The 19,481-nt window shown below is 61.1% G+C and carries 23 protein-coding genes; 21 read left to right on the top strand and 2 right to left on the bottom strand.

Annotation, left to right across the window (positions count from 1 at the left end):
- The first annotated feature begins 4 nt into the window (after positions 1–4).
- The 20 genes from rpsE (at position 5) to AAF358_14630 (ending at position 18,392) form a co-directional block, all read left to right on the top strand.
- On the top strand, positions 5–520 hold the full coding sequence (gene rpsE, locus AAF358_14725; GenBank protein ID MEM7706811.1) for a 30S ribosomal protein S5: 516 nt from the start codon (positions 5–7) through the stop codon (positions 518–520).
- On the top strand, positions 513–698 hold the full coding sequence (gene rpmD, locus AAF358_14720) for a 50S ribosomal protein L30 (GenBank protein ID MEM7706810.1): 186 nt from the start codon (positions 513–515) through the stop codon (positions 696–698). The genes rpsE and rpmD overlap by 8 nt, the downstream gene beginning before the upstream one ends.
- A gap of 37 nt (positions 699–735) precedes the next feature.
- Positions 736–1,170 (top strand): 50S ribosomal protein L15, encoded by a 435-nt coding sequence (gene rplO / locus AAF358_14715; protein ID MEM7706809.1) that lies wholly within the window; start codon positions 736–738, stop codon positions 1,168–1,170.
- 9 nt (positions 1,171–1,179) lie between these two features.
- Complete coding sequence (gene secY / locus AAF358_14710; GenBank protein ID MEM7706808.1) at positions 1,180–2,526, top strand: preprotein translocase subunit SecY; 1,347 nt, start codon at positions 1,180–1,182, stop codon at positions 2,524–2,526.
- A 122-nt stretch (positions 2,527–2,648) separates the two neighbouring features.
- Entirely contained in the window at positions 2,649–3,005 is a 357-nt protein-coding gene (gene rpsM / locus AAF358_14705; protein ID MEM7706807.1) for a 30S ribosomal protein S13, read from the top strand.
- Positions 3,006–3,019: 14 nt separating this feature from the next.
- Positions 3,020–3,409 (top strand): 30S ribosomal protein S11, encoded by a 390-nt coding sequence (gene rpsK / locus AAF358_14700; protein MEM7706806.1) that lies wholly within the window; start codon positions 3,020–3,022, stop codon positions 3,407–3,409.
- 36 nt (positions 3,410–3,445) lie between these two features.
- Positions 3,446–4,072, top strand: a complete 627-nt coding sequence (rpsD, locus tag AAF358_14695; GenBank protein MEM7706805.1) for a 30S ribosomal protein S4 — start codon at positions 3,446–3,448, stop codon at positions 4,070–4,072.
- A 20-nt stretch (positions 4,073–4,092) separates the two neighbouring features.
- A complete protein-coding gene (gene rpoA, locus AAF358_14690; protein MEM7706804.1) occupies positions 4,093–5,088 on the top strand; it encodes a DNA-directed RNA polymerase subunit alpha in 996 nt (331 codons plus the stop codon).
- A 37-nt stretch (positions 5,089–5,125) separates the two neighbouring features.
- On the top strand, positions 5,126–5,515 hold the full coding sequence (gene rplQ / locus AAF358_14685) for a 50S ribosomal protein L17 (GenBank protein MEM7706803.1): 390 nt from the start codon (positions 5,126–5,128) through the stop codon (positions 5,513–5,515).
- An 85-nt stretch (positions 5,516–5,600) separates the two neighbouring features.
- Positions 5,601–6,107, top strand: coding sequence for a disulfide bond formation protein B (locus AAF358_14680; protein MEM7706802.1), 507 nt, complete (start codon positions 5,601–5,603; stop codon positions 6,105–6,107).
- A 98-nt stretch (positions 6,108–6,205) separates the two neighbouring features.
- Positions 6,206–7,603: a 3-deoxy-7-phosphoheptulonate synthase class II gene (locus AAF358_14675; protein MEM7706801.1), complete on the top strand. Its 1,398-nt coding sequence runs from the start codon at positions 6,206–6,208 to the stop codon at positions 7,601–7,603.
- Between the two features lie 68 nt (positions 7,604–7,671).
- Entirely contained in the window at positions 7,672–8,589 is a 918-nt protein-coding gene (gene egtD, locus AAF358_14670) for an L-histidine N(alpha)-methyltransferase (protein MEM7706800.1), read from the top strand.
- Between the two features lie 311 nt (positions 8,590–8,900).
- The gene (locus tag AAF358_14665) at positions 8,901–10,589 is read left to right on the top strand and encodes an acetolactate synthase large subunit (GenBank protein MEM7706799.1); all 1,689 of its coding nucleotides are present in this window, start codon (positions 8,901–8,903) and stop codon (positions 10,587–10,589) included.
- 2 nt (positions 10,590–10,591) lie between these two features.
- Positions 10,592–12,211, top strand: a complete 1,620-nt coding sequence (locus AAF358_14660; protein ID MEM7706798.1) for an NAD-dependent malic enzyme — start codon at positions 10,592–10,594, stop codon at positions 12,209–12,211.
- Positions 12,212–12,236: 25 nt separating this feature from the next.
- Positions 12,237–12,620, top strand: a complete 384-nt coding sequence (gene sdhC, locus AAF358_14655) for a succinate dehydrogenase, cytochrome b556 subunit (protein MEM7706797.1) — start codon at positions 12,237–12,239, stop codon at positions 12,618–12,620.
- The gene (gene sdhD / locus AAF358_14650) at positions 12,617–13,003 is read left to right on the top strand and encodes a succinate dehydrogenase, hydrophobic membrane anchor protein (protein ID MEM7706796.1); all 387 of its coding nucleotides are present in this window, start codon (positions 12,617–12,619) and stop codon (positions 13,001–13,003) included. The genes sdhC and sdhD overlap by 4 nt, the downstream gene beginning before the upstream one ends.
- On the top strand, positions 13,000–14,790 hold the full coding sequence (gene sdhA / locus AAF358_14645) for a succinate dehydrogenase flavoprotein subunit (protein ID MEM7706795.1): 1,791 nt from the start codon (positions 13,000–13,002) through the stop codon (positions 14,788–14,790). Before sdhD ends, sdhA begins: the two co-directional genes overlap by 4 nt.
- A 27-nt stretch (positions 14,791–14,817) precedes the next feature.
- Positions 14,818–15,600 (top strand): succinate dehydrogenase iron-sulfur subunit, encoded by a 783-nt coding sequence (locus tag AAF358_14640; GenBank protein MEM7706794.1) that lies wholly within the window; start codon positions 14,818–14,820, stop codon positions 15,598–15,600.
- Between the two features lie 94 nt (positions 15,601–15,694).
- Positions 15,695–16,285 (top strand): DoxX family protein, encoded by a 591-nt coding sequence (locus AAF358_14635; GenBank protein MEM7706793.1) that lies wholly within the window; start codon positions 15,695–15,697, stop codon positions 16,283–16,285.
- 94 nt (positions 16,286–16,379) lie between these two features.
- Positions 16,380–18,392: an FAD-dependent oxidoreductase gene (locus tag AAF358_14630; GenBank protein ID MEM7706792.1), complete on the top strand. Its 2,013-nt coding sequence runs from the start codon at positions 16,380–16,382 to the stop codon at positions 18,390–18,392.
- 8 nt (positions 18,393–18,400) lie between these two features.
- On the opposite strand, the gene AAF358_14625 is transcribed toward AAF358_14630, so the two are convergent.
- A complete protein-coding gene (locus AAF358_14625; GenBank protein ID MEM7706791.1) occupies positions 18,401–18,772 on the bottom strand; it encodes an ACT domain-containing protein in 372 nt (123 codons plus the stop codon).
- 93 nt (positions 18,773–18,865) lie between these two features.
- Here AAF358_14625 and AAF358_14620 point away from each other — a divergent pair, with 93 nt between their 5' ends.
- Complete coding sequence (locus tag AAF358_14620) at positions 18,866–19,114, top strand: hypothetical protein (GenBank protein MEM7706790.1); 249 nt, start codon at positions 18,866–18,868, stop codon at positions 19,112–19,114.
- A gap of 24 nt (positions 19,115–19,138) precedes the next feature.
- Here AAF358_14620 and AAF358_14615 read toward each other — a convergent pair whose 3' ends face one another.
- Complete coding sequence (locus tag AAF358_14615; protein ID MEM7706789.1) at positions 19,139–19,447, bottom strand: DUF1272 domain-containing protein; 309 nt, start codon at positions 19,445–19,447, stop codon at positions 19,139–19,141.
- Between the last annotated feature and the right edge of the window lie 34 nt (positions 19,448–19,481).

Genomic DNA, 19,481 nt, shown 5'->3' with positions numbered 1-19,481 from the left:
GCAGATGGCAAGAAACGACCAACGAGATAACGACGACGGCATGATCGAAAAGCTGGTCGCCGTGAACCGGGTGGCCAAGGTAGTGAAAGGCGGACGTCAGTTCGGCTTCACCGCACTGAGCGTCGTCGGTGACGGCAACGGCCGCGTCGGCTTCGGCTACGGTAAAGCCCGCGAGGTACCGATCGCCATTCAGAAGTCCATGGAGCGCGCCCGCCGCCAGATGATCCACGTGGATCTTCACGACGGTACGCTCTGGTATCCGATGACGGCGCGCCACGGCGGCTCCAAGGTTTACATGCAGCCGGCCTCCGAAGGTACCGGCGTTATTGCCGGGGGCGCAATGCGCGCCGTGCTGGAAGCGGTTGGCGTCCAGAACGTACTGGCGAAGAGCCTGGGCTCACGAAACCCGATCAACCTGGTGCGGGCCACGATCACGGGTCTCAAGCAGATGCAGTCGCCGGCCAGCGTTGCCGCCAAGCGTGGCAAGACCTTGGAAGAGGTGATGGAAAATCATGGCTGATCAGCTTCAGGTAACGCTTGTTAAGAGCAAACATGGCCGCGTGCCCGGACACCGCGAATGCGTTCAGGGTCTCGGGCTGCGGAAGATGCATCAGACGGTGACGGTAGCTGACACCCCGGAAAACCGCGGCATGATCAACAAGGTCAGCTATCTGCTGAAGGTTGAGCCGGTCGCCTGACCGCTCAGCTGCTGCAGACAGGAACAGGAAAGAGAAGATGCGTTTAAACAGCTTAAAGCCGGCGGCCGGCTCAAAAGGCACCCGCAAGCGCGTGGGTCGCGGTATCGGATCCGGCAATGGTAAAACCGCGGGCCGCGGCCACAAGGGTCAGCACTCGCGTTCCGGTGGGTACCACAAGGTGGGCTTCGAGGGTGGCCAGCTGCCGATGCAGCGTCGCCTGCCGAAGGTGGGCTTCGCGTCTCGCAAAGCGGGCCTGACCCAGGAAATCCGCCTGTATCAGATCAACAGCATGAACGTTGAGACGGTCGACATGGCGGCACTCAAAGCGGCCGGGCTGATCGGTCAGCGCGTGCAAAAGGTCAAAGTCATCAACACCGGGCAACTCGAGCGTCCAATCACGGTCAAAGGTCTTAACGTCACTAAAGGTGCGGCGGCCGCAATCACGGCAGCTGGCGGCAGCATCGAGGAATAAGACCTAAGCATGGCTGGACCTACCCGACAACCGCCGAGCGGCGGAATGACGCTTCCCAAAGAGCTCACCCAGCGGGTGCTCTTTGTGATTGGGGCCATTGTGGTTTTCCGTCTCGGTACGTTTGTGCCGGTGCCCGGAATTAACCCGGCGGCCCTTGTCGAGCTGATGAATCAGCAGCGCGGCACCATTGTGGACATGTTCAACATGTTCTCTGGCGGCGCGCTGGGGCGTTTCTCGTTGTTTGCGCTCGGCGTGATGCCCTACATCTCGGCGTCCATCATCATTCAGCTGCTCAGCGCCACGGTCCCGCATCTGCAGCAGCTCAAGAAGGAAGGTGAGGCCGGTCGTCGCAAGATTACCCAGTACACCCGTTATTTCACGGTGGTGCTGGCGGCGGTGCAGGCGGTGACGGTCGCGGTAGCGCTGCAGAATCAGGGCGCCATTGCCGGATTGCCGGTTGTGGTCAACCCCGGTACCGGTTTCCTGTTCACCGCGGTGGTCAGCCTGACCAGCGGCACGATGTTCCTCATGTGGCTTGGTGAGCAGGTCACGGAACGCGGCGTCGGTAACGGTATTTCGATCCTGATCTTCGCCGGCATTGTGGCGGCCCTGCCCGGCTCTATTGCCGGGACGCTGGACCTAGCGCGCCAGGGCGCAATCTCGCCGATCACGGTGCTGACGCTGCTGGCCCTGGCTCTTGCAACGATCGCGATTGTGGTTTTCATCGAGCGCGGTCAGCGCCGCATCACGGTGAATTACGCGCGGAAGGGCGGCCGTCAGGCCTACCAAAGCCAAAGCTCGCATCTGCCGCTGAAGCTGAACATGGCGGGCGTGATCCCGGCGATCTTTGCCTCGAGCCTGATCCTGTTTCCGGCCACGCTGGCAACCTGGCTCGGCACCAATGAACAAGCGCGCTGGCTGCAAAACGTCGCTACCCGGCTCGCGCCTGGTGAGCCGCTGTACGCCGTGCTCTTTGGGATCCTGATCGCGGGCTTCTGCTTCTTTTACACCGCGCTGGTGTTTAACAGCCAGGAGACCGCTGACAATCTGAAGCGCTCAGGCGCGCTGATCCCGGGTATTCGACCCGGCAAGCAGACCGCGCAGTACATCGATGGCGTCATCACGCGGCTCACTACCTGGGGCGCCATCTATCTGGTGTTGATTTGCTTGCTGCCGGATTGGCTGAACGCCTCGCTGGGTGTGCCGTTGTTTGGCGGTACGTCGATTTTGATTGTGGTGGTTGTGGCCATGGACTTCATGGCGCAGGTGCAGGCTCACATGGTGTCGCACCAGTACGACAGCCTGCTGAAGAAAGCCAACCTGAAGACCTACGGTAGGTCCGGAGTGGTGCGATAAGCCGGCCCTAGAACCGGCAGAAAGTTCACTGAAATAACGTTTTAGTAGTTTATCGGGCGGAAAAACTGGGCTACAATGTCCGGCTTTTCGCGCTCGTTGCGTCCGCTGGAGGATAGAAACGCATGGCACGTATTGCGGGAGTTAATATCCCGGTTCACAAACACACCTGGGTGGGCCTCACCGAGGTGTATGGCATTGGCCGTACGCAGGCTCTGAAAATCTGCGAAGAAACCCGTATCGATCCGACCACCAAGGTGGGCGATCTGGCGGACGCAGAGCTCGAGCAGCTGCGCCAGGCCGTAGGCCGGCGAACCGTAGAAGGCGATCTGCGGCGCGAAATTGGTATGAACATCAAGCGGTTGATGGATTTGGGCTGCTACCGCGGCCTGCGCCATCGACGCGGTTTGCCGACGCGTGGTCAGCGAACCAAAACGAACGCACGCACCCGCAAGGGCCCGCGTCGTCCGATCAAGCGCTGACGGAAGCATAGATCATGGTTAAAAACACCGGAAAATCCAAAAAGCGAGTCAAAAAGTCGGTGCTTGACGCTGTCGCACACGTACAGGCGTCGTTTAACAACACCATCATCACCATCACCGACCGGCAAGGCAACGCGCTGAGCTGGGCCACGGCTGGCGGCGCGGGCTTCAAGGGCTCTCGAAAGAGTACGCCGTTTGCCGCGCAGGTTGCCGCTGAGACCGCCGGCAAGGTGGTGCAGGAGTTTGGGGTAAAAAATATTGAGGTTCGCGTAAAGGGCCCCGGCCCGGGTCGCGAGTCTTCTGTTCGGGCGCTCAATGCGCTGGGTTTCAAGGTCACCAACATCATCGACGTGACCCCGATTCCTCACAACGGCTGCCGGCCGCCGAAGCGGCGCCGGGTCTAACGGCCAACCGAACAGCACGAGAACGGGAGATTAAGCATGGCTAGATATACCGGCCCAACCTGCAAGCTGGCTCGGCGCGAAGGCACCGATCTGTTTCTGAAGAGCCCAGCGCGCGCGGTGGAAACCAAGTGCAAGCTTGAGCAAAAGCCTGGCCACCACGGCGCCAACCGGCGTCTGCGTCAGTCTGACTACTCGCTGCAGCTGCGCGAGAAGCAAAAGGTACGCCGGATGTACGGCATCCTGGAGCGCCAGTTCCGCAACTATTACAAGACCGCTGCTCGCCTGAAAGGCGCGACCGGCGAAAACCTGCTGCGCCTGCTCGAAGGTCGGCTGGACAACGTGGTTTACCGGATGGGTTTTGCGGTCACCCGGGCGCAGGCGCGCCAGCTGGTCTCGCACAAAGCTATCAAGGTCAACGGTCAGCTGGTGAACATCCCGTCCTGCCAGATCAATCCTGGTGACGTCGTGTCCGTGCGCGAAAAAGCTCAAAAGCAGCTTCGGATTCAGGAATCTATCAACGTCAGCCAGGATCTCGATCTAGTTCCGACGTGGATGGAAGTCGACCCCAAGAAAATGGAAGGCGCTTTCAAAAGCGCGCCCTACCGCGGGGATCTGTCGGCTGAGATCAACGAAAACCTGATCGTCGAACTGTACTCCAAGTAAAAACTAGATAGAGGTTTCCCATGGCAGCAACCCTTGCCAATATGCTGCGGCCTAAGAGTGTGCAGGTCGACAGCAGCAGCCCGTACCGCGCCAAGATCGTGCTCGAGCCTCTGGAGCGTGGCTTTGGCCATACGCTCGGTAACGCTTTGCGTCGCGTACTTCTGTCTTCGATTCCGGGATCGGCGATTGTCGAAGCCGAAATCGACGGCGTGCTCCATGAATACACCACCATCGACGGCGTCCAGGAAGACGTCATCGACATCCTTCTGAACCTGAAGGAAGTGGCGCTGCGGATGCACAACCAGGAAGAAGCCGTCCTGACCCTCACCAAAGAGGGTGTGGGTGCGGTTACCGCCGGCGATATCCAGGTCGACCACGACGTGGAAATCGTGAATCCGGATCACGTTATCTGTCACCTGACCAAAGCCGGCAGCATCTCGATGCGGCTGCGCGTGGCTCAGGGCCGCGGCTACGAGCCGGCAGTTAACCGTCGTCACCTCGACGAAGAGGCCAAGCCGATCGGACGCCTGCAGCTTGACGCGTCCTTCTGCCCGGTCCGTCGCGTCTCCTACAGCGTAGAGAGTGCGCGGGTTGAGCAACGCACCGACCTCGACAAGCTGATCCTGGACGTTGAAACCAACGGGACGCTCGACTGTGAAGAAGCGGTGCGTCTGTCGGCCAACATCCTGGCCGAGCAGCTCGCGGTGTTCGTCGACTTCTCCAGCAAGCTGGAAGAGCAAAAGGTGGAGCGCAAAGAGGAGATCGATCCGATCCTGCTGCGACCCATCGACGACCTGGAGCTGACGGTGCGGTCGGCAAACTGCCTCAAGGCCGAAAGCATTTACTACATCGGTGATCTGATCCAGCGCACCGAGGTGGAGCTGCTCAAGACGCCTAACCTGGGCAAGAAGTCTTTGACCGAGATTAAAGACGTGCTGGCCTCACATGGCCTGGGCCTGGGTGTGAAACTGGAAAATTGGCCGCCCGCCGGCCTGCGCAGCGACGCCATCACCTGATCGGCGCCGGCGCAACGCCTAAGAAGGACACTGCAAGATGCGACATCAGAAATCGGGCCGCAAGCTCAATCGCAACTCAAGCCATCGTAAGGCTATGTTCCGCAACATGGCGGCCAGCCTGTTCCGTCACGGCATGATCCGCACGACGCTGCCCAAGGCCAAAGAGCTGCGACGGGTTGCTGAGCCGCTGATCACGCTGGCTAAAAACGACGGGGTGGCTAATCGCCGCGTGGCTTTCGCCCGCCTGCGGGACAAGGAAGCGGTGGGCAAACTGTTCACGGAAATAGGCCCTCGCTACGTCGAGCGTCCGGGCGGCTATACGCGCATCATGAAATGTGGCTTTCGGGCTGGTGACAGCGCGCCGATGGCCTACATCGAACTGGTGGATCGACCCGACGGCGCCGTCCAGGATGACGACGACGTCTAAGCGCCTCCTGCACCTGCCGGCAGCAGTATCTCGGCGGGTGTCAGCCTCCTCGAGTGACCACTAGCAGCCCCAGGGGATCAGGGTCTTGAGGTATCGCACAGCCCATCTCCTGACGGCCGTCGCGTGTGCGGCGCTCCTGGGCTACGCCTACTACCTGGAATACGTCAAATACCTGGATCCTTGCCCCCTGTGTATGGTCCAGCGTCTGGTGTTTTACGTGCTTGGCGCGTTGTTTCTGGTTTCTGGCCTGCACAGCGCCGGGCGGGGCGGAAGGTTTGTGTACGGAGCCCTGCAGGCGGCCTTTGGTGGGCTCGGTATTGCCACCGCTGCACGTCACCTTTGGCTGCAGGGTCTGCCGCCCGACCAAATCCCCGACTGTAGCCCAAGTCTCGAGTATATGGTCAGCAACTTCCCGCTGGGCGAAACGCTCGATAAGCTGCTTAACGCGTCGGGTGATTGCGCCTCGGTAGACTGGATCTTCCTGGGCCAGAGCATGCCTTTCTGGACCCTGGTTTGGTTTGCCGGCCTAACGCTCTGGGCGGCGTTTTGGGCGCTTCGACGACCACATGCCGACCGGCGGATTTTTCGCTGATTCTTAGCCCGTGAAGGCAGCCGGTTTTGCGCCGGAAACTCCCCGTTTTAATCGTCAGCACCATGTGCAATCATGCGATCTGAACCGGAAGACTTCACATGAACAGCAAAGACACACAGCTCGCCTCACTGCCCTCCGACGATACCTGGACTCCCGAGTCCTGGCAGGACTTTCCCGCGTCGCAGCAGGCCGAGTATCCGGACGAGGCCGCGCTGGAACGCAGCCTGAAGCAGCTCCAAGAGCTGCCGCCATTGGTCACCTCTTGGGAGATCACCTCGCTGCGCCAGCAGATGGCCGAGTGTGCCGCGGGGAAACGATTTTTGCTCCAGGGCGGCGACTGTGCCGAGAGCTTCAACGACTGCAACTCCACCGTGATCACCAACCGTCTGAAGGTGCTGCTGCAGATGTCGATGCTGCTGGTGCACGGCCTGAAGATGCCGGTGGTGCGCGTCGGTCGTTTTGCCGGCCAGTATGCGAAACCCCGGTCGTCCAGCGAGGAAACCCGTGACGGCGTGACGCTGCCAAGCTACCGCGGTGACATCGTCAACGGCCCCGACTTCACGCTGGAGGCGCGCATTCCCGATCCGGAGCGTCTGCTGCGGGGGCATTCTCGTTCGGCGATGACCATCAACTTTGTGCGCAGTCTCGTTGACGGCGGCTTCGCCGACCTGCATCACCCCGAGTACTGGGACCTGTCCTGGGTTGATCACTCCAGCGAAGCTCAGGAATATCGGGAGATGCTGGGCCAGATCAGTGACTCGCTGAGCTTCCTGGAGACCCTTGCCGGGCGTCGCGTCGGTGCGCTCCAGCGGGTGGAGTTCTTCACGTCACACGAAGCGCTGCATCTGCACTACGAGCAGGGCCAAACCCGCCAGGTGCCCCGGCGCTGGGGCTGGTGGAACCTCTCGACCCATCTGCCTTGGATCGGGATGAGAACGGCGGCCCTGGATGGCGCACACGTTGAGTTCTGTCGAGGTATCCGTAACCCGATTGGCATCAAGATTGGCCCCGCGATGACGGCGGAGTGGCTGACCGAGCTGATCAAGACCCTCAATCCCGACGATCAGCCCGGTCGCCTGATGCTGATCCACCGTATGGGCGCGGGCAAAATCGCGGAACACTTACCGCGGCTGATCGAGGCGGGTCAAAAGGCGAGCAAAACGCTGCTTTGGACCTGCGATCCGATGCACGGCAACACGGAAAACGCCAGCTCCGGCGTCAAAACGCGGCGCTTCGAAAACATTCATTCCGAGGTTTCCCAGGCGTTTGATATCCACCAGGCCTGCGGTTCGCGGCTTGGCGGTATCCATCTGGAGCTCACCGGTGAAGACGTGACTGAATGTACGGGCGGTGCGCGGGACCTGACCGATGAAGACTTAAAGCGCGCCTACCGCTCGACGGTGGATCCACGCCTGAATTACGAACAGTCGCTGGAGCTTGCCATGGCGATCGTTAGAAAAAATCGCGGACTCAGCGGCGCCAGCATCAGCCAGTGACAACCGCCGAATCTCGCACGAGTCGTCGTGCCCTAACGCCGGTAACGCCATCGCGGCCGGCTCCATCCATGGCGGAGGATATGCGGCAAGGCCTCACCGCCTCGCCGAAGGTGCTGCATCCGAAATACTTCTATGACGAGCGAGGGTCGACGCTCTTCGATCAGATCTGCGATACGCCCGAGTATTACCCCACTCGCGTCGAATCCGAGCTGCTGACGGCGCACGCCGCAGAGATTCTGAGGCTCGCGTCGCCCGACAACATTCTGGAGCTTGGCAGCGGCGCATCGCGAAAGTCCCGCCTGCTTCTGGATCGGTGGCAGCCTTCTGGGGACGCAACCTACCTGCCTTTTGACGTCAGCGAGGAAATGCTGGGAGCCGTGGTTACGGACCTCGAAAAGGAATACCCGCAGCTGGCCATTCACGCGCTGGCAGGTGATTACACGGCTGGACTCGACCATGTGCCCGATCCGGTTGGCCGCACCCTGTGGATGTTTATTGGCAGCACGCTAGGGAATTTTGAGCCGGCTGAGGCCAGCGCTTTTGTCGCGGAGATCGCCGGGCGGATGGGCAGCGGGGACAGCTTTCTCCTCGGAACCGATCTCCACAAGGACGAGGCGGTGCTCGAGCGAGCCTACAACGATGCGCAGGGCCTGACGGCGGACTTCAATCTCAACGTGCTGGCCGTCATCAATCGCGAGCTTCAGGCCAACTTTCAGCTCGACCGGTTCTCTCACCTGGCCTACTACTGCGAAGGGCGTCGCAGAATCGAAATGCATCTCGTTTCGAAAGTCGAGCAGCAGGTGCACATCGGCGCGCTCGATCTCGCCGTCACGTTTTCCGAAGGCGAGCGAACTCGTACGGAAATCAGCCGTAAGTTCCTGACCGGAGAAATCCGGGAGATGCTTGAAGACGCGGGGCTGACTGCCACTCGTTCGTTCGTTCACGAGCCGCTTCCGTTTGCTCTGACGCTTGCCAGCAAACCCTGACTGCGCGATCGGAAAAAGGCCCGAGTCCCGACCGCGGGCACTCGCGCAAGCGTCTGGGCGCAAACGGCATTTTCGGTCGGCAACCGCGTTTTCGTCAGTTATACTGATCTGTGGGGATCAGGGGCGCTGGAAAGGGTCTTAATGGAGTTGGCGATAAGGATTTCATTGCCTGCAGGGCGTTACGCTGAACACTTTCAACATTCGGCCCAGCCGAATTATTTGCTTGGGGAACCGATGGGAACGGCTTTGGCGGGCAAACCGCAGGGAGCTGACCATCGCTAGGCACCAGCCAGCTTAAGGGAGAACACACCATGTCGAATTCAGAGGGAATCCAGCCCGAACTCAAAGACGGTCAGATCAAAGGCTCTGACCTGTTTATCAAGGCGCTCGAAGGGGAGGGCGTCGAGTACATCTTCGGCGTCCCCGGCGAGGAGAACCTGGATCTGCTGGAGTCGCTGCGCCAGTCCAACATCAAGCTGGTCCTGACCCGGCACGAGCAGGGGGCGGGTTTCATGGCCTCCACCTACGGCCGCTTCACCGGCCATACCGGCGTCTGTCTCGCCACGCTCGGCCCTGGCGCCACCAACTTTGTGACGGCCGCCGCCTACGCGCAGCTCGGCGCCATGCCGATGCTGATGATCACCGGCCAAAAGCCGGTGAAGAAATCCAAGCAGGGCCGCTTCCAGATTCTGGAAACGGTGCCCATGTTCAAGCCGATCACGAAGTTCGCGAAGCAGGTCGTGAACGCCAACACCATTCCCTCGCTGGTGCGGGAATCCTTCAGAATTGCGGAAGAGGAGCGCCCCGGCGCGGTGAATCTCGAGCTGCCGGAAGATATCGCGCACGAGTACACTGACAACCAGTTCATTTATCCGCAGTCGCGGCCGCGTCTGCCGACCCCCGATCAAAAGTGTGTGCGCACCGCGGTGCAGATGATCCACAACGCGAAGCGGCCGCTGATCCTGATCGGCGCCGGCGCCAATCGGAAGCGCATTCAGGATGCGCTGCACGATCTGGTTGAGGCGACCGGCATTCCGTTCTTCAACACGCAGATGGGCAAAGGCGTGCTGAACGAGTTCCACCCGCTGTACATCGGCACCGCGGCGCTGTCTGACGGGGACTACCTCCACTGCGCCATCGATAGAGCGGATCTGGTGGTCAATATCGGACACGACGTGATCGAGAAACCGCCGTTTTTCATGGAGCCGGATGGCAAGCAGGTGATCCACATCAACTTCAACTCAGCGGAAGTTGACGAGGTTTACTTCCCGCAGCTGGAGGTGGTCGGTGACATCGCTACCACGCTGGATTCGATCACCAAAAACATCAGCAAGAGCGACGAGTGGGACTTCGAGTACTACATGAAGGTCCGCGATCAGGTGCTCGCATCGATTGCTGACGGGGCCGACGATGAAGGTTTCCCGACCAAGCCTCAGCGGATGGTCGCCGACGTGCGGCGGGCCATGCCGCAGGACGGCATCATCGCGCTCGACAACGGCATGTACAAAATCTGGTTTGCCCGCAACTACCGGGCTTACGAGCCCAATACGGTGCTGCTGGATAACGCGCTGGCCACGATGGGCGCGGGCCTACCGTCTGCCATGATGGCGGCCATGCTGTTTCCGGAGCGCAAGGTCATGGCGATCTGTGGCGACGGCGGATTCATGATGAACAGCCAGGAGCTGGAAACCGCGGTCCGGTACAAGCTGAACCTGGCGGTGCTGATCCTCCGGGACGATGCGTACGGCATGATCAAGTGGAAGCAGGAAGGTGGCGGCTTCGAAAACTGGGGGCTGGACTACGGCAACCCGGATTTTGTGAAGTACGCGGAGTCGTACGGCGCTGTCGGACACCGGATCGAAGAAACGTCAGAGCTGCTGCCGACGCTGCAGAAGGCGCTCGACACCCCCGGGGTGCACCTCATCGATGCGCCGATCGACTACTCGGAAAACACCCGGGTCCTGATCAACGAACTTGCTGAGAAGGTCTGCCTGATCTGACCATGCCCGATACGTCAGAGGAGAAGCTTGGGCAGCGCAGGCTGCTCGACCCGGCTTTCAACAAGAGCACGGGTTTCAGCGAAGAAGAACGAGATCGGTACAAGCTGCGCGGCCTGCTGCCGCCTCGGGTGCTGAGTCTCGATGAGCACGTCAAGCGGGTGCAGTCACATCTGCGCAAGAAAGACAGCGATCTGGACCGGCATATCTATCTGCAGGGGCTGGCGGATCGAAACGAAGCGCTGTTCTATCGCACCGTCATCGACCATATCGAAGAGGTCATGCCGCTGATCTACACCCCGACCGTGGGCCAGGCGTGCAAAGAGTTTGCCGCCATTTTTCGCCGACCGCGGGGTATCTACCTGACGATCAACGATCGTGGGCGGATCGAGGAGCTGCTGCGCAACTGGTATGAAGAAGACGTGCGGATCATCGTTGTCACCGACGGTGAGCGTATCCTCGGTCTGGGTGACCTTGGGGCCAACGGCATGGGCATTCCCATCGGCAAGCTGTCGCTGTACGTCGCGTGTGCCGGGATTCATCCCAGTCAGTGTTTGCCGGTCATGATCGATGTGGGCACCAACAACCACACGGTGCGCGAAAACGATATGTATCTCGGGCTGATCCAGGACCGGGTGCGCGGCGAGGCCTACGACGAGCTGATCGACGAGTTTGTCCAGGCCACCCAGAAAGTCTTCCCGGGTGTCCTGATTCAGTTCGAAGATTTTGTCACGGCAAACGCCTACCGGCTGCTGGAACGCTACAAGGACGAAGTGCTGTGCTTCAACGACGATATCCAGGGCACTGCGGCGGTGGTGCTGGCCGGCGTTTTTGCCGCCACGCGCATCTCGGGCACGCCGTTTAAGGATCAGCGAATCCTGTTTCTGGGCGCCGGTTCCGCGGCTACGGGCATCGGCGACTTGATGGTTTCAGCGCTGGTGGAGGCGGGGCTGTCCGAGGACGAGGCGCGTTCGCGACTGTGGTTTTGCAATTCGCGAGGCCTGCTGACCAAGAACAGTGAGCGGATTGCGCCACACAACGTGCCGTATGCCCACGATCTGCCGGAAATGTCGTTTCACGAAGCCGTCGAGGCGCATAAGCCCACCGCGCTTATCGGCGCGACCGGCCGCCCCGGCACCTTCAGCGAGGATTCGCTGCGGCTGCTGGCCAGCGTGACTGAACGACCGGCCGTCTTTGCGCTGTCCAATCCCACGACCAACGCCGAATGCACCGCGCTAGAGGCCTACGAATGGACCGACGGACGGGCCATCTTTGCCAGCGGCAGCCCGTTTGGGCTGGTGGACTATCACGGTGAAGTTCGCCGCCCCGGGCAGGGCAATAACGCCTATATCTTCCCGGGTATCGGTTTGGGCGCCATCGCCTGTGGCGCCAATCGGATTTCGGACGGTATGTTCCTGGCCTCGGTGAAGGCCCTGGCGGAAGACGTCAGCGAAAGCGATCTGGCGGCCGGGTCCATTTATCCGCCGCTGTCTGATATTCGCAAGGTCTCGCTCGCGATCGCCGTAGCGGTCGCCAAACAGGCTGAGGCAGAGGGCCTGGCAACACGGTCCGTCGACAACTGGGAAGCTACGATTGCCCCCAGCATGTATGACCCGTTCTACTGAATGCTAATGAAGTTTCGGAGGAAATATGCAGGATAGACCTCTATCCCCGCACCTGCAGGTTTACAAGCCGCAGCTCACCTCAACGCTCTCCATCATGCACCGAGCCACCGGCGTTTTCCTGTCGTTCGGCGCGGTGTTTGTTGTCTACTGGATTTACGCCTTATCGAGCGGGGCCGAAGCCTTCGCGAGTGCCCAAATGATCGTCGGCACCCTCCTTGGCAAGCTGGTGCTGCTGGCGATGGTGTTTTCGCTCTTTTATCACCTGGCCAATGGCCTGCGGCATCTGCTTTGGGATACCGGTTACGGCCTGGAGCTGAAGTCGGCCTACCAGACCGGCTGGATCGTCGTGCTCTTCAGCCTGGTGGCCACCGGCATCTGTGCCGCGCTGATCTTCGGGGGTGGCGTATGAATCTTGAGCATCCTCTCGCGAGGGTCATCGGCAAAGGGTCAGCCAAGGCCGGCGTAGAGCACTGGTGGCTGCAGCGGCTGACGGCCATCGCGCTGGCGCCGCTGACTATCTGGGTGGTGGTGTTGCTGCTGAAAACACAAAGCGTCGACTTTGAGACGGTTCGCGCGCTGGTTGCGAGCCCGCTCAATGCCGCGCTGCTGGCCTGCTGGGTTGTGGCGGTGCTGTGGCACTCACAGCTGGGCCTGCAGGTGGTTGTCGAAGACTACATACATAATCCATGGATGGAGTTCACCGCCCACGTTGCGGTGAAGCTCGCAACGCTGCTTGGCGTTGCAGTGTCGGTGATTGCCATCCTCAAGATTGTTACAGGAGGAGTGAGTTGAGTAACGATTACTCGCTGGTCGAACACCAGTACGATTGTCTGGTGGTCGGCGCCGGCGGCGCCGGGCTGCGGGCCACGATGGGCATGGCGGCAACCGGGCTTAAGACAGCTTGCCTGACCAAGGTATTCCCCACCCGCAGCCATACGGTGGCTGCGCAGGGCGGCATGAGTGCTGCGCTGGCCAATATGGGCGAAGACGATTGGCGCTGGCATATGTACGACACCATCAAAGGGTCGGACTGGCTCGGCGATCAGGACGCCATCGAATACATGTGCCGCGAGGCGATTCCGTCGGTGATTGAGCTGGAACACTACGGCGTGCCGTTTTCCCGAACCGAGGAAGGCAAGATTTACCAGCGGCCGTTCGGCGGGATGACCACCCACTTCGGCGAAGGCACGGCCCAGCGCACCTGCGCTGCCGCTGACCGCACCGGTCACGCCATCCTGCACACCCTATATCAGCAGTCGCTGAAGCACGACGCCCAGTTTTTCATCGAGTTTTTTGCCCTCGATCTGATCATGGACGACGATGGGGCCTGTCGAGGGGTCCTGGCGCTGGAGATGAACACCGGCAAGCTGCACCTGTTTAAGACCCACGCGGTGGTGCTGGCGACCGGTGGCTACGGGCGGGCCTGGTTCTCGGCCACGTCCGCTCACACCTGTACCGGCGACGGCAACGGCATGGTCGTACGGGCCGGGTTGCCGCTCGAAGACATGGAGTTTGTGCAGTTTCACCCCACCGGCGTCTACGGCGCAGGCGTACTGATCACCGAAGGTGTGCGCGGCGAGGGTGGCTATCTCACCAACTCCGACGGCGAGCGCTACATGGAGCGCTACGCGCCAAACGCCAAAGATCTGGCGTCCCGCGACGTGGTAAGCCGTTCGAGCACCATCGAGATCCGCGAGGGTCGCGGTGTCGGGCCGAACAACGACCACGTGCATCTCAACCTTTCCCACCTGGGCGCTGACGTGATCGAAGAACGTCTCCCCGGCATCTCGGAGACCGCGCAGATTTTTGCTGGCGTCGACGTGACCAAAGAGCCCATCCCGGTGCTGCCGACCGTGCACTACAACATGGGCGGTATCCCCACCAACTATCACGGTGAGGTGCGTTCCGGTCAGGGCGGCGATCCCAATAAGCTGGTGCCAGGTCTATATTCGATCGGTGAGGCGGCCTCGGTGTCGGTGCACGGCGCCAACCGCCTGGGCTCCAATTCGCTGCTCGATCTGATCGTATTTGGTCGGTCGGTGGCGCAGCACTGCGGCGAGACGATGAAGCCGGAACAACCGCATCCCAAAACGCCCCAGGCGTCATTGGATCGGGCGCTCGGCAACCTGGACCGCCTGCGTTACGCCAAAGGCGAAACGGGCACCGCGAGCATCCGCAGCGCCATGCAGGCGACCATGCAGGAGCACGCCGCCGTGTTCCGCACGGACGAGACCCTGTCCGAAGGCGTTGAGAAGATGAACGAGGTGTATCGGTCGTTCGAAGACGTACAGGTGAACGATACGTCGCTGATCTGGAACTCAGACCTCATTGAAACGCTCGAACTTCAGAACCTGTTGTCGTGCGCGGTGGCTACCATCACGAGCGCGGCCAACCGCAAGGAATCGCGCGGTGCTCATGCTCACGAGGACTACCCCGATCGGGATGATGAGAACTGGATGAAACATACTCTCGCGTGGGTGTCGGACGAGGGATCGGTGAACTTTGAATATCGCCCGGTCCACCTCGAGACGATGACGGACGACGTGGAAGCCGTTCCGCCGAAGGCAAGAACGTACTAAGGCAAGAGAGCATTAGAGATAGGATTAATGGCCAAATTTACCCTGCCTAGAAACTCGAAGATTAAGCCCGGAAAGAATTTTTCCGCCAACGGCGCTAAGAACGTCAAGCGATTCAAAGTGTATCGCTGGGACCCTGACGCCGGCGAAAACCCGCGCACCGACACCTATGAGGTGGACATGGATTCGTGCGGCCCGATGGTGCTGGACGGTCTGCTGAAGATCAAAAACGAGATCGACACCACGCTGACGCTGCGGCGGTCCTGTCGCGAAGGCATCTGCGGATCCTGCGCGATGAACATCGACGGGACGAACACGCTGGCCTGCACCAAGCCGATCTCGGACATCAAAGGTGACGTCAAAGTTTATCCGCTGCCGCACATGCCGGTCGTGAAAGACCTGGTGCCGGACATGACCCACTTCTACGCGCAGCACGCGTCGATCAAGCCGTGGATTCGCACCAGCTCGGTTGCTCCGGCTGACAAGGAGCGCCTGCAGTCCAAGGAGGATCGGGAGAAGCTGGACGGCCTCTATGAGTGCATTCTCTGTGCCTGCTGCTCAACGTCCTGCCCAAGCTACTGGTGGAACGGAGACCGCTATCTGGGGCCGGCGATTTTGCTGCAGGCCTATCGATGGCTTATCGACTCACGCGATGAGGCGACCGGTGAGCGGCTGGACGACCTGGAAGACCCTTTCCGGCTCTACCGCTGCCACACCATCATGAACTGCACCAAAACCTGTCCGAAAGGCCTGAATCCAGCCAAAGCCATCGCTGAAATCAAGAAAATGCTGATGGCTCGGCGCGGGGTGTAGCCTGCCGTCAACGCCAATGTGAGCGAGAGGTGAAAGAAAAACCCGCTTAGTCGTTTCTTATTACGCAACCTAACGAGATTGCAGGGGAACGAAAATGACGGGTTTGATTCACACGCTCCAGGGCGTAATCACCTCGGTCGGAACATTTCTGGCCTCCATCGGTCTGCGCGTCTATCTGGCGCCGATCTTCATCCTGGCTGGCTCCAACAAGCTGTCGAATGCCGAAAACATCGGCAAATACTTTGACAGCCTGGGTATTCCAGCGCCCGAACTGATGGCCTACGTGGCCGGAGGCACCGAGTTTATTGGCGGCTGGCTGCTGGTTGCTGGCCTCGCGGTTCGTTGGATCGCCATTCCCCTGATGTTCACCATGGTGGTTGCGGCTACCACGGTTCACTGGGAAAACGGCTGGCACGTGGGCCCCGAAACGGAGCTGACCGCCCCCTGGGAATGGCGTGAGGATCTGATCGAAGCCGGCGTTGAGCGTCGCAGCAAAGCCCGCTCCCTGCTGCGCCGACATGGCAACTACAGCTATCTCACGGAAGCCGGCTCCATCACGATCAACAAAAACGGCATCGAATGGGCCGCCACCTATTTCCTGATGCTGATGGCGCTGATGGGCCTGGGCGCAGGCAAGTTTGTCAGCGTCGACTACTGGCTCGGCCGCTTCTTTAAGAAGGAATAGGACGGCGGACAGCAGCAAGGTCCGATTCTGGTCAGCCGCCGGAATCGGGCCTTTTTTTTGGGCAGCGATTGGGTAAAGGTTAGGAGCGAGGCTGATGAATAAGGTAGTCATCGTAGGCGGCGGGTTTGCCGGCGTGAAGTGCGCCAAGATTTTGGGTGCCTCAAAGAAGGTCAACGTGACCCTCTTCAATCCGGTCAACCACATGGTGTTTACGCCCCTCCTGGCGGACGTGGCGGGTTCATCACTCAATCCTCGGGCCATCACCGCGCCGCTGCGCCAGATGCTCAAGAACGTGCACTGCCGCAGCGAAAAGGTGCTGTCGGTGGATCCAGACGCGCGCCAGCTAACCTACCAGCGCTATGACGGGAGTGTCGGCCAAACCGGCTTTGATGAGCTGGTGATCGCCGTTGGGAACCGGGTGGACCTGGGCCGCGTCCCGGGGATGGTGACCAACGCGCTGCCGCTGAAATCGATCGGTGACGCCATCGCCATGCGCCAGCGGGTGATGGAACGGCTGGAGCAGGCTGATGCGTGCGAGGACTCCGACCGGCGACGCTGGCTTACGTCATTTGTGGTGATCGGGGGCGGCTTCAGCGGTGTAGAGGTGGCTGGCGAAATCAACGACCTGGCCCAGCACGCGCTGAAGTATTACGACAATATTCTCCCCGAAGACATCCAGGTGACGCTGATTCACTCCCGCGAGCAGATCCTGCCGGAGGTCACGTCCCGCCTGCGAGACTTTGCGATTGCGCGGATGAAAAAGCACGGCGTGAAGTTTGTGCTGAAGGCTCGGGCATCGGTGGTGACCCGTCGCGGTGTCGAGCTGAACAGCGGCGAATTGATCGAAGGGGGTACGGTGGTCTGCACCATCGGCAATACGGCGACGGAACTGGTCCAGCGCCTGGCGGTGGAGACCGAGGGCGGCCGCGTTGTCACGGAGCCCGATATGCAGGTCAAAGGAAGGCCGGGACTCTGGGCGGTGGGCGACTGTGCGTGGGTTCCCAATCAGCACACCGGGAAGACGGCACCTCCAACGGCGCAGTTTGCTGAGCGTCAGGGTCGGCAGGCGGCGCAGAACATCTTGAGGAAGGTGGAAGGCAACGCGACGCGCCCCTTCAGCTTCAAACCCGTCGGCGTGGCCGCGGGAATCGGCGGGCGCCGCGGTGTGGCTGAGCTGCTTGGCGTACGGGTGGCCGGCTTTCCGGCCTTCTGGCTCTGGCGCAGCGCGTTTCTCGTCAAGCTTCCGAGCTTCCTGCAGAAGATTAAGGTGGGCTTTGACTGGGCTTTTGAGCTGGTTTTTCCCCGGGAAATCAGTGCGTTCAACGGCGCCGGAACACAGCCTGTGTCCCGAAGCTTTTTCGCCGCCGGTGAAACGATCATCGACTCCCACAGCGCCGGGCGCACGCTTTACGCGGTCGAGGAGGGTGAGTGCGAAATCATCCATCCCGGCGGACCCTCGGGCAGCGACCAGGTGCTGGCGGTGGTCGGCGGCGGCGAGCTCATCGGCAGCCACACACTGAGCAGCTTCGGCAAAGACAACGTGGCGCTGCGAGCCCGGACCAATATTGAGGCCATCAGCCTGGCGGGTGATTTTATGCAGCGCATGAGCGCCACGCTGAAGCCGGTGGAAACCCTGCTTCGCCGCAGCATGCTCACCCATCAGCCGTTCTGGGAAAGCGCGCCGGAGGCCCTTCGCCTGCTGGAAAACGCGACCTGCGCTGAGCTGATGCGGGAACCGCCGGACCGCAGTTTTGAGCCCGCCAGCCGGGTGTTGGAGGCTTTCGACGGTCTGCGCCAAAGCGGCCAGGACCTGGCGCTGGTCAGCGACGATTCAGAGCTGGTCGGGCTGGTGACTCGGACTGATCTGATTGCCGGCCTGGAGCACGGGACGGACGCGACGGTGGCGCAGGTGATGAGTCGAAAGCCGGCGGTGGCCGCCAGCGGCGAAACCTGCGCCATTGCGGCCAACATGATGCGCGACCGTGGTTTCAAATGGCTGCCAGTGGTCGATACGCGGGAGGACCGCCAGGTAGTTGGGCTGCTGTACGCCGACGACGTGCTGGCGCACGTCCTGTCACAGCTGGGCGTCGCGCCGGCCTCGGCCTGACAGTTCAGTTAGCTGCTGACCTCGTAGCCGGCAGCACGCAGCGCCTCACAGGCGGACTTAAGGTCGGCGGACTTCACCAGCAGGTAGTCGGTATCGAAGGTAGACACCGCAAACAGGCTGACGCCGGCTGAGGCCAGCGGCTCCGACAGCGCGGCCATGATGCCAACCTCGGAAAACGCGAGGGGGCCGGCAACTTCGAGGCAGCGCCAAGGGCCCTCGCAGCGAATGCCCTCGGGCACCCGCGAGTGCTCACAGACCACGGACAGCTCAGCGTGCGTCCGCGTGACGCTGGAAAAACCCGGACCCACCCAGCCCGGCAGGGCGGCATCGGGCGCCAGCCGGCAAACGGCTAGCTCGGGCTCCAGGACCGTCAGCCGCATAGGGCTGCCGTCCGAGCGGCCCGGTGCTGGGCCCTGCTGGACAGGTTCAGGGGAGTACGGCAAACTTCGTGGATGTCTGGAGTCGGGGTTGTCATGAATAGAAATTTCCTGTGCCTGCTTGTCGCATTGCTGACCTGTGTGGCTCTGTCGGGCTGCGCCGCCAAGCGTAACCGCTATTTTGTCGGTCAGTGTGCCATTCCCGGCCACTGGTTCTGCGGCCAGGTGTATGACAGCCGCGCCGACTGCAACAACGCCCGCAAGCGCCACGACTTCGAGACTTCCATGACCGGATCCTGTTTCAGCGGCGATCCGCGCGGCAAGCCCGACACGCGCACCATGTAGCCACGCTCATGGCGCTGCCTTCGTTCAGCGCAGCGCCGGCGGGATGTCTTGGATGGCCCGCGCGAAGGCCGCGTGTTCTGTCGGATCAACGGGATCGTAGACCCGCTCTTCGCTCGCCGGTGCCTCGGTTAGCGATACGCCGGCGCGCCAGGCCGTGGTAACCCGCTGTGGACGGCGCTCAAAGCCGCCGCCGCAGTTCGGACACACGTTGTTCAGCACACCCTCCACGCAGTCCCGGCAAAACGTGCACTCAAAGGAACAGATCATCGCCGCGTCGCTGTCGGGCGGCAGATCCACGTTGCAGTTTTCGCACCCGGGTTTGAGGTTCAGCATCGAGCAGGTGGCCTAAAGCGGTCTTTAATTGATC

This window comes from Pseudomonadota bacterium, assembly GCA_039033415.1.
Taxonomy (GTDB): Bacteria; Pseudomonadota; Gammaproteobacteria; order Xanthomonadales; family SZUA-38; genus JANQOZ01.
This window is presented reverse-complemented; position numbering and strand designations above follow the sequence as displayed.

Excerpts from the sequence above, each read along its gene's own strand:
- AAF358_14630 (MEM7706792.1), top strand. The coding sequence starts at position 16,380 with ATGAATAAGGTAGTCATCGTAGGCGGCGGGTTTGCCGGCGTGAAGTGC.
- rpsK (MEM7706806.1), top strand. The coding sequence starts at position 3,020 with ATGGTTAAAAACACCGGAAAATCCAAAAAGCGAGTCAAAAAGTCGGTG.
- rplQ (MEM7706803.1), top strand. The coding sequence starts at position 5,126 with ATGCGACATCAGAAATCGGGCCGCAAGCTCAATCGCAACTCAAGCCAT.
- sdhC (MEM7706797.1), top strand. The coding sequence starts at position 12,237 with ATGCAGGATAGACCTCTATCCCCGCACCTGCAGGTTTACAAGCCGCAG.
- secY (MEM7706808.1), top strand. The coding sequence starts at position 1,180 with ATGGCTGGACCTACCCGACAACCGCCGAGCGGCGGAATGACGCTTCCC.
- AAF358_14625 (MEM7706791.1), bottom strand. The coding sequence starts at position 18,772 with ATGCGGCTGACGGTCCTGGAGCCCGAGCTAGCCGTTTGCCGGCTGGCG.
- AAF358_14640 (MEM7706794.1), top strand. The coding sequence starts at position 14,818 with ATGGCCAAATTTACCCTGCCTAGAAACTCGAAGATTAAGCCCGGAAAG.
- sdhD (MEM7706796.1), top strand. The coding sequence starts at position 12,617 with ATGAATCTTGAGCATCCTCTCGCGAGGGTCATCGGCAAAGGGTCAGCC.
- rplO (MEM7706809.1), top strand. The coding sequence starts at position 736 with ATGCGTTTAAACAGCTTAAAGCCGGCGGCCGGCTCAAAAGGCACCCGC.
- rpsE (MEM7706811.1), top strand. The coding sequence starts at position 5 with ATGGCAAGAAACGACCAACGAGATAACGACGACGGCATGATCGAAAAG.
- AAF358_14660 (MEM7706798.1), top strand. The coding sequence starts at position 10,592 with ATGCCCGATACGTCAGAGGAGAAGCTTGGGCAGCGCAGGCTGCTCGAC.
- AAF358_14665 (MEM7706799.1), top strand. The coding sequence starts at position 8,901 with ATGTCGAATTCAGAGGGAATCCAGCCCGAACTCAAAGACGGTCAGATC.
- rpmD (MEM7706810.1), top strand. The coding sequence starts at position 513 with ATGGCTGATCAGCTTCAGGTAACGCTTGTTAAGAGCAAACATGGCCGC.
- rpsM (MEM7706807.1), top strand. The coding sequence starts at position 2,649 with ATGGCACGTATTGCGGGAGTTAATATCCCGGTTCACAAACACACCTGG.
- rpsD (MEM7706805.1), top strand. The coding sequence starts at position 3,446 with ATGGCTAGATATACCGGCCCAACCTGCAAGCTGGCTCGGCGCGAAGGC.
- rpoA (MEM7706804.1), top strand. The coding sequence starts at position 4,093 with ATGGCAGCAACCCTTGCCAATATGCTGCGGCCTAAGAGTGTGCAGGTC.
- AAF358_14620 (MEM7706790.1), top strand. The coding sequence starts at position 18,866 with ATGAATAGAAATTTCCTGTGCCTGCTTGTCGCATTGCTGACCTGTGTG.
- egtD (MEM7706800.1), top strand. The coding sequence starts at position 7,672 with ATGGCGGAGGATATGCGGCAAGGCCTCACCGCCTCGCCGAAGGTGCTG.
- AAF358_14675 (MEM7706801.1), top strand. The coding sequence starts at position 6,206 with ATGAACAGCAAAGACACACAGCTCGCCTCACTGCCCTCCGACGATACC.
- AAF358_14615 (MEM7706789.1), bottom strand. The coding sequence starts at position 19,447 with ATGCTGAACCTCAAACCCGGGTGCGAAAACTGCAACGTGGATCTGCCG.
- AAF358_14635 (MEM7706793.1), top strand. The coding sequence starts at position 15,695 with ATGACGGGTTTGATTCACACGCTCCAGGGCGTAATCACCTCGGTCGGA.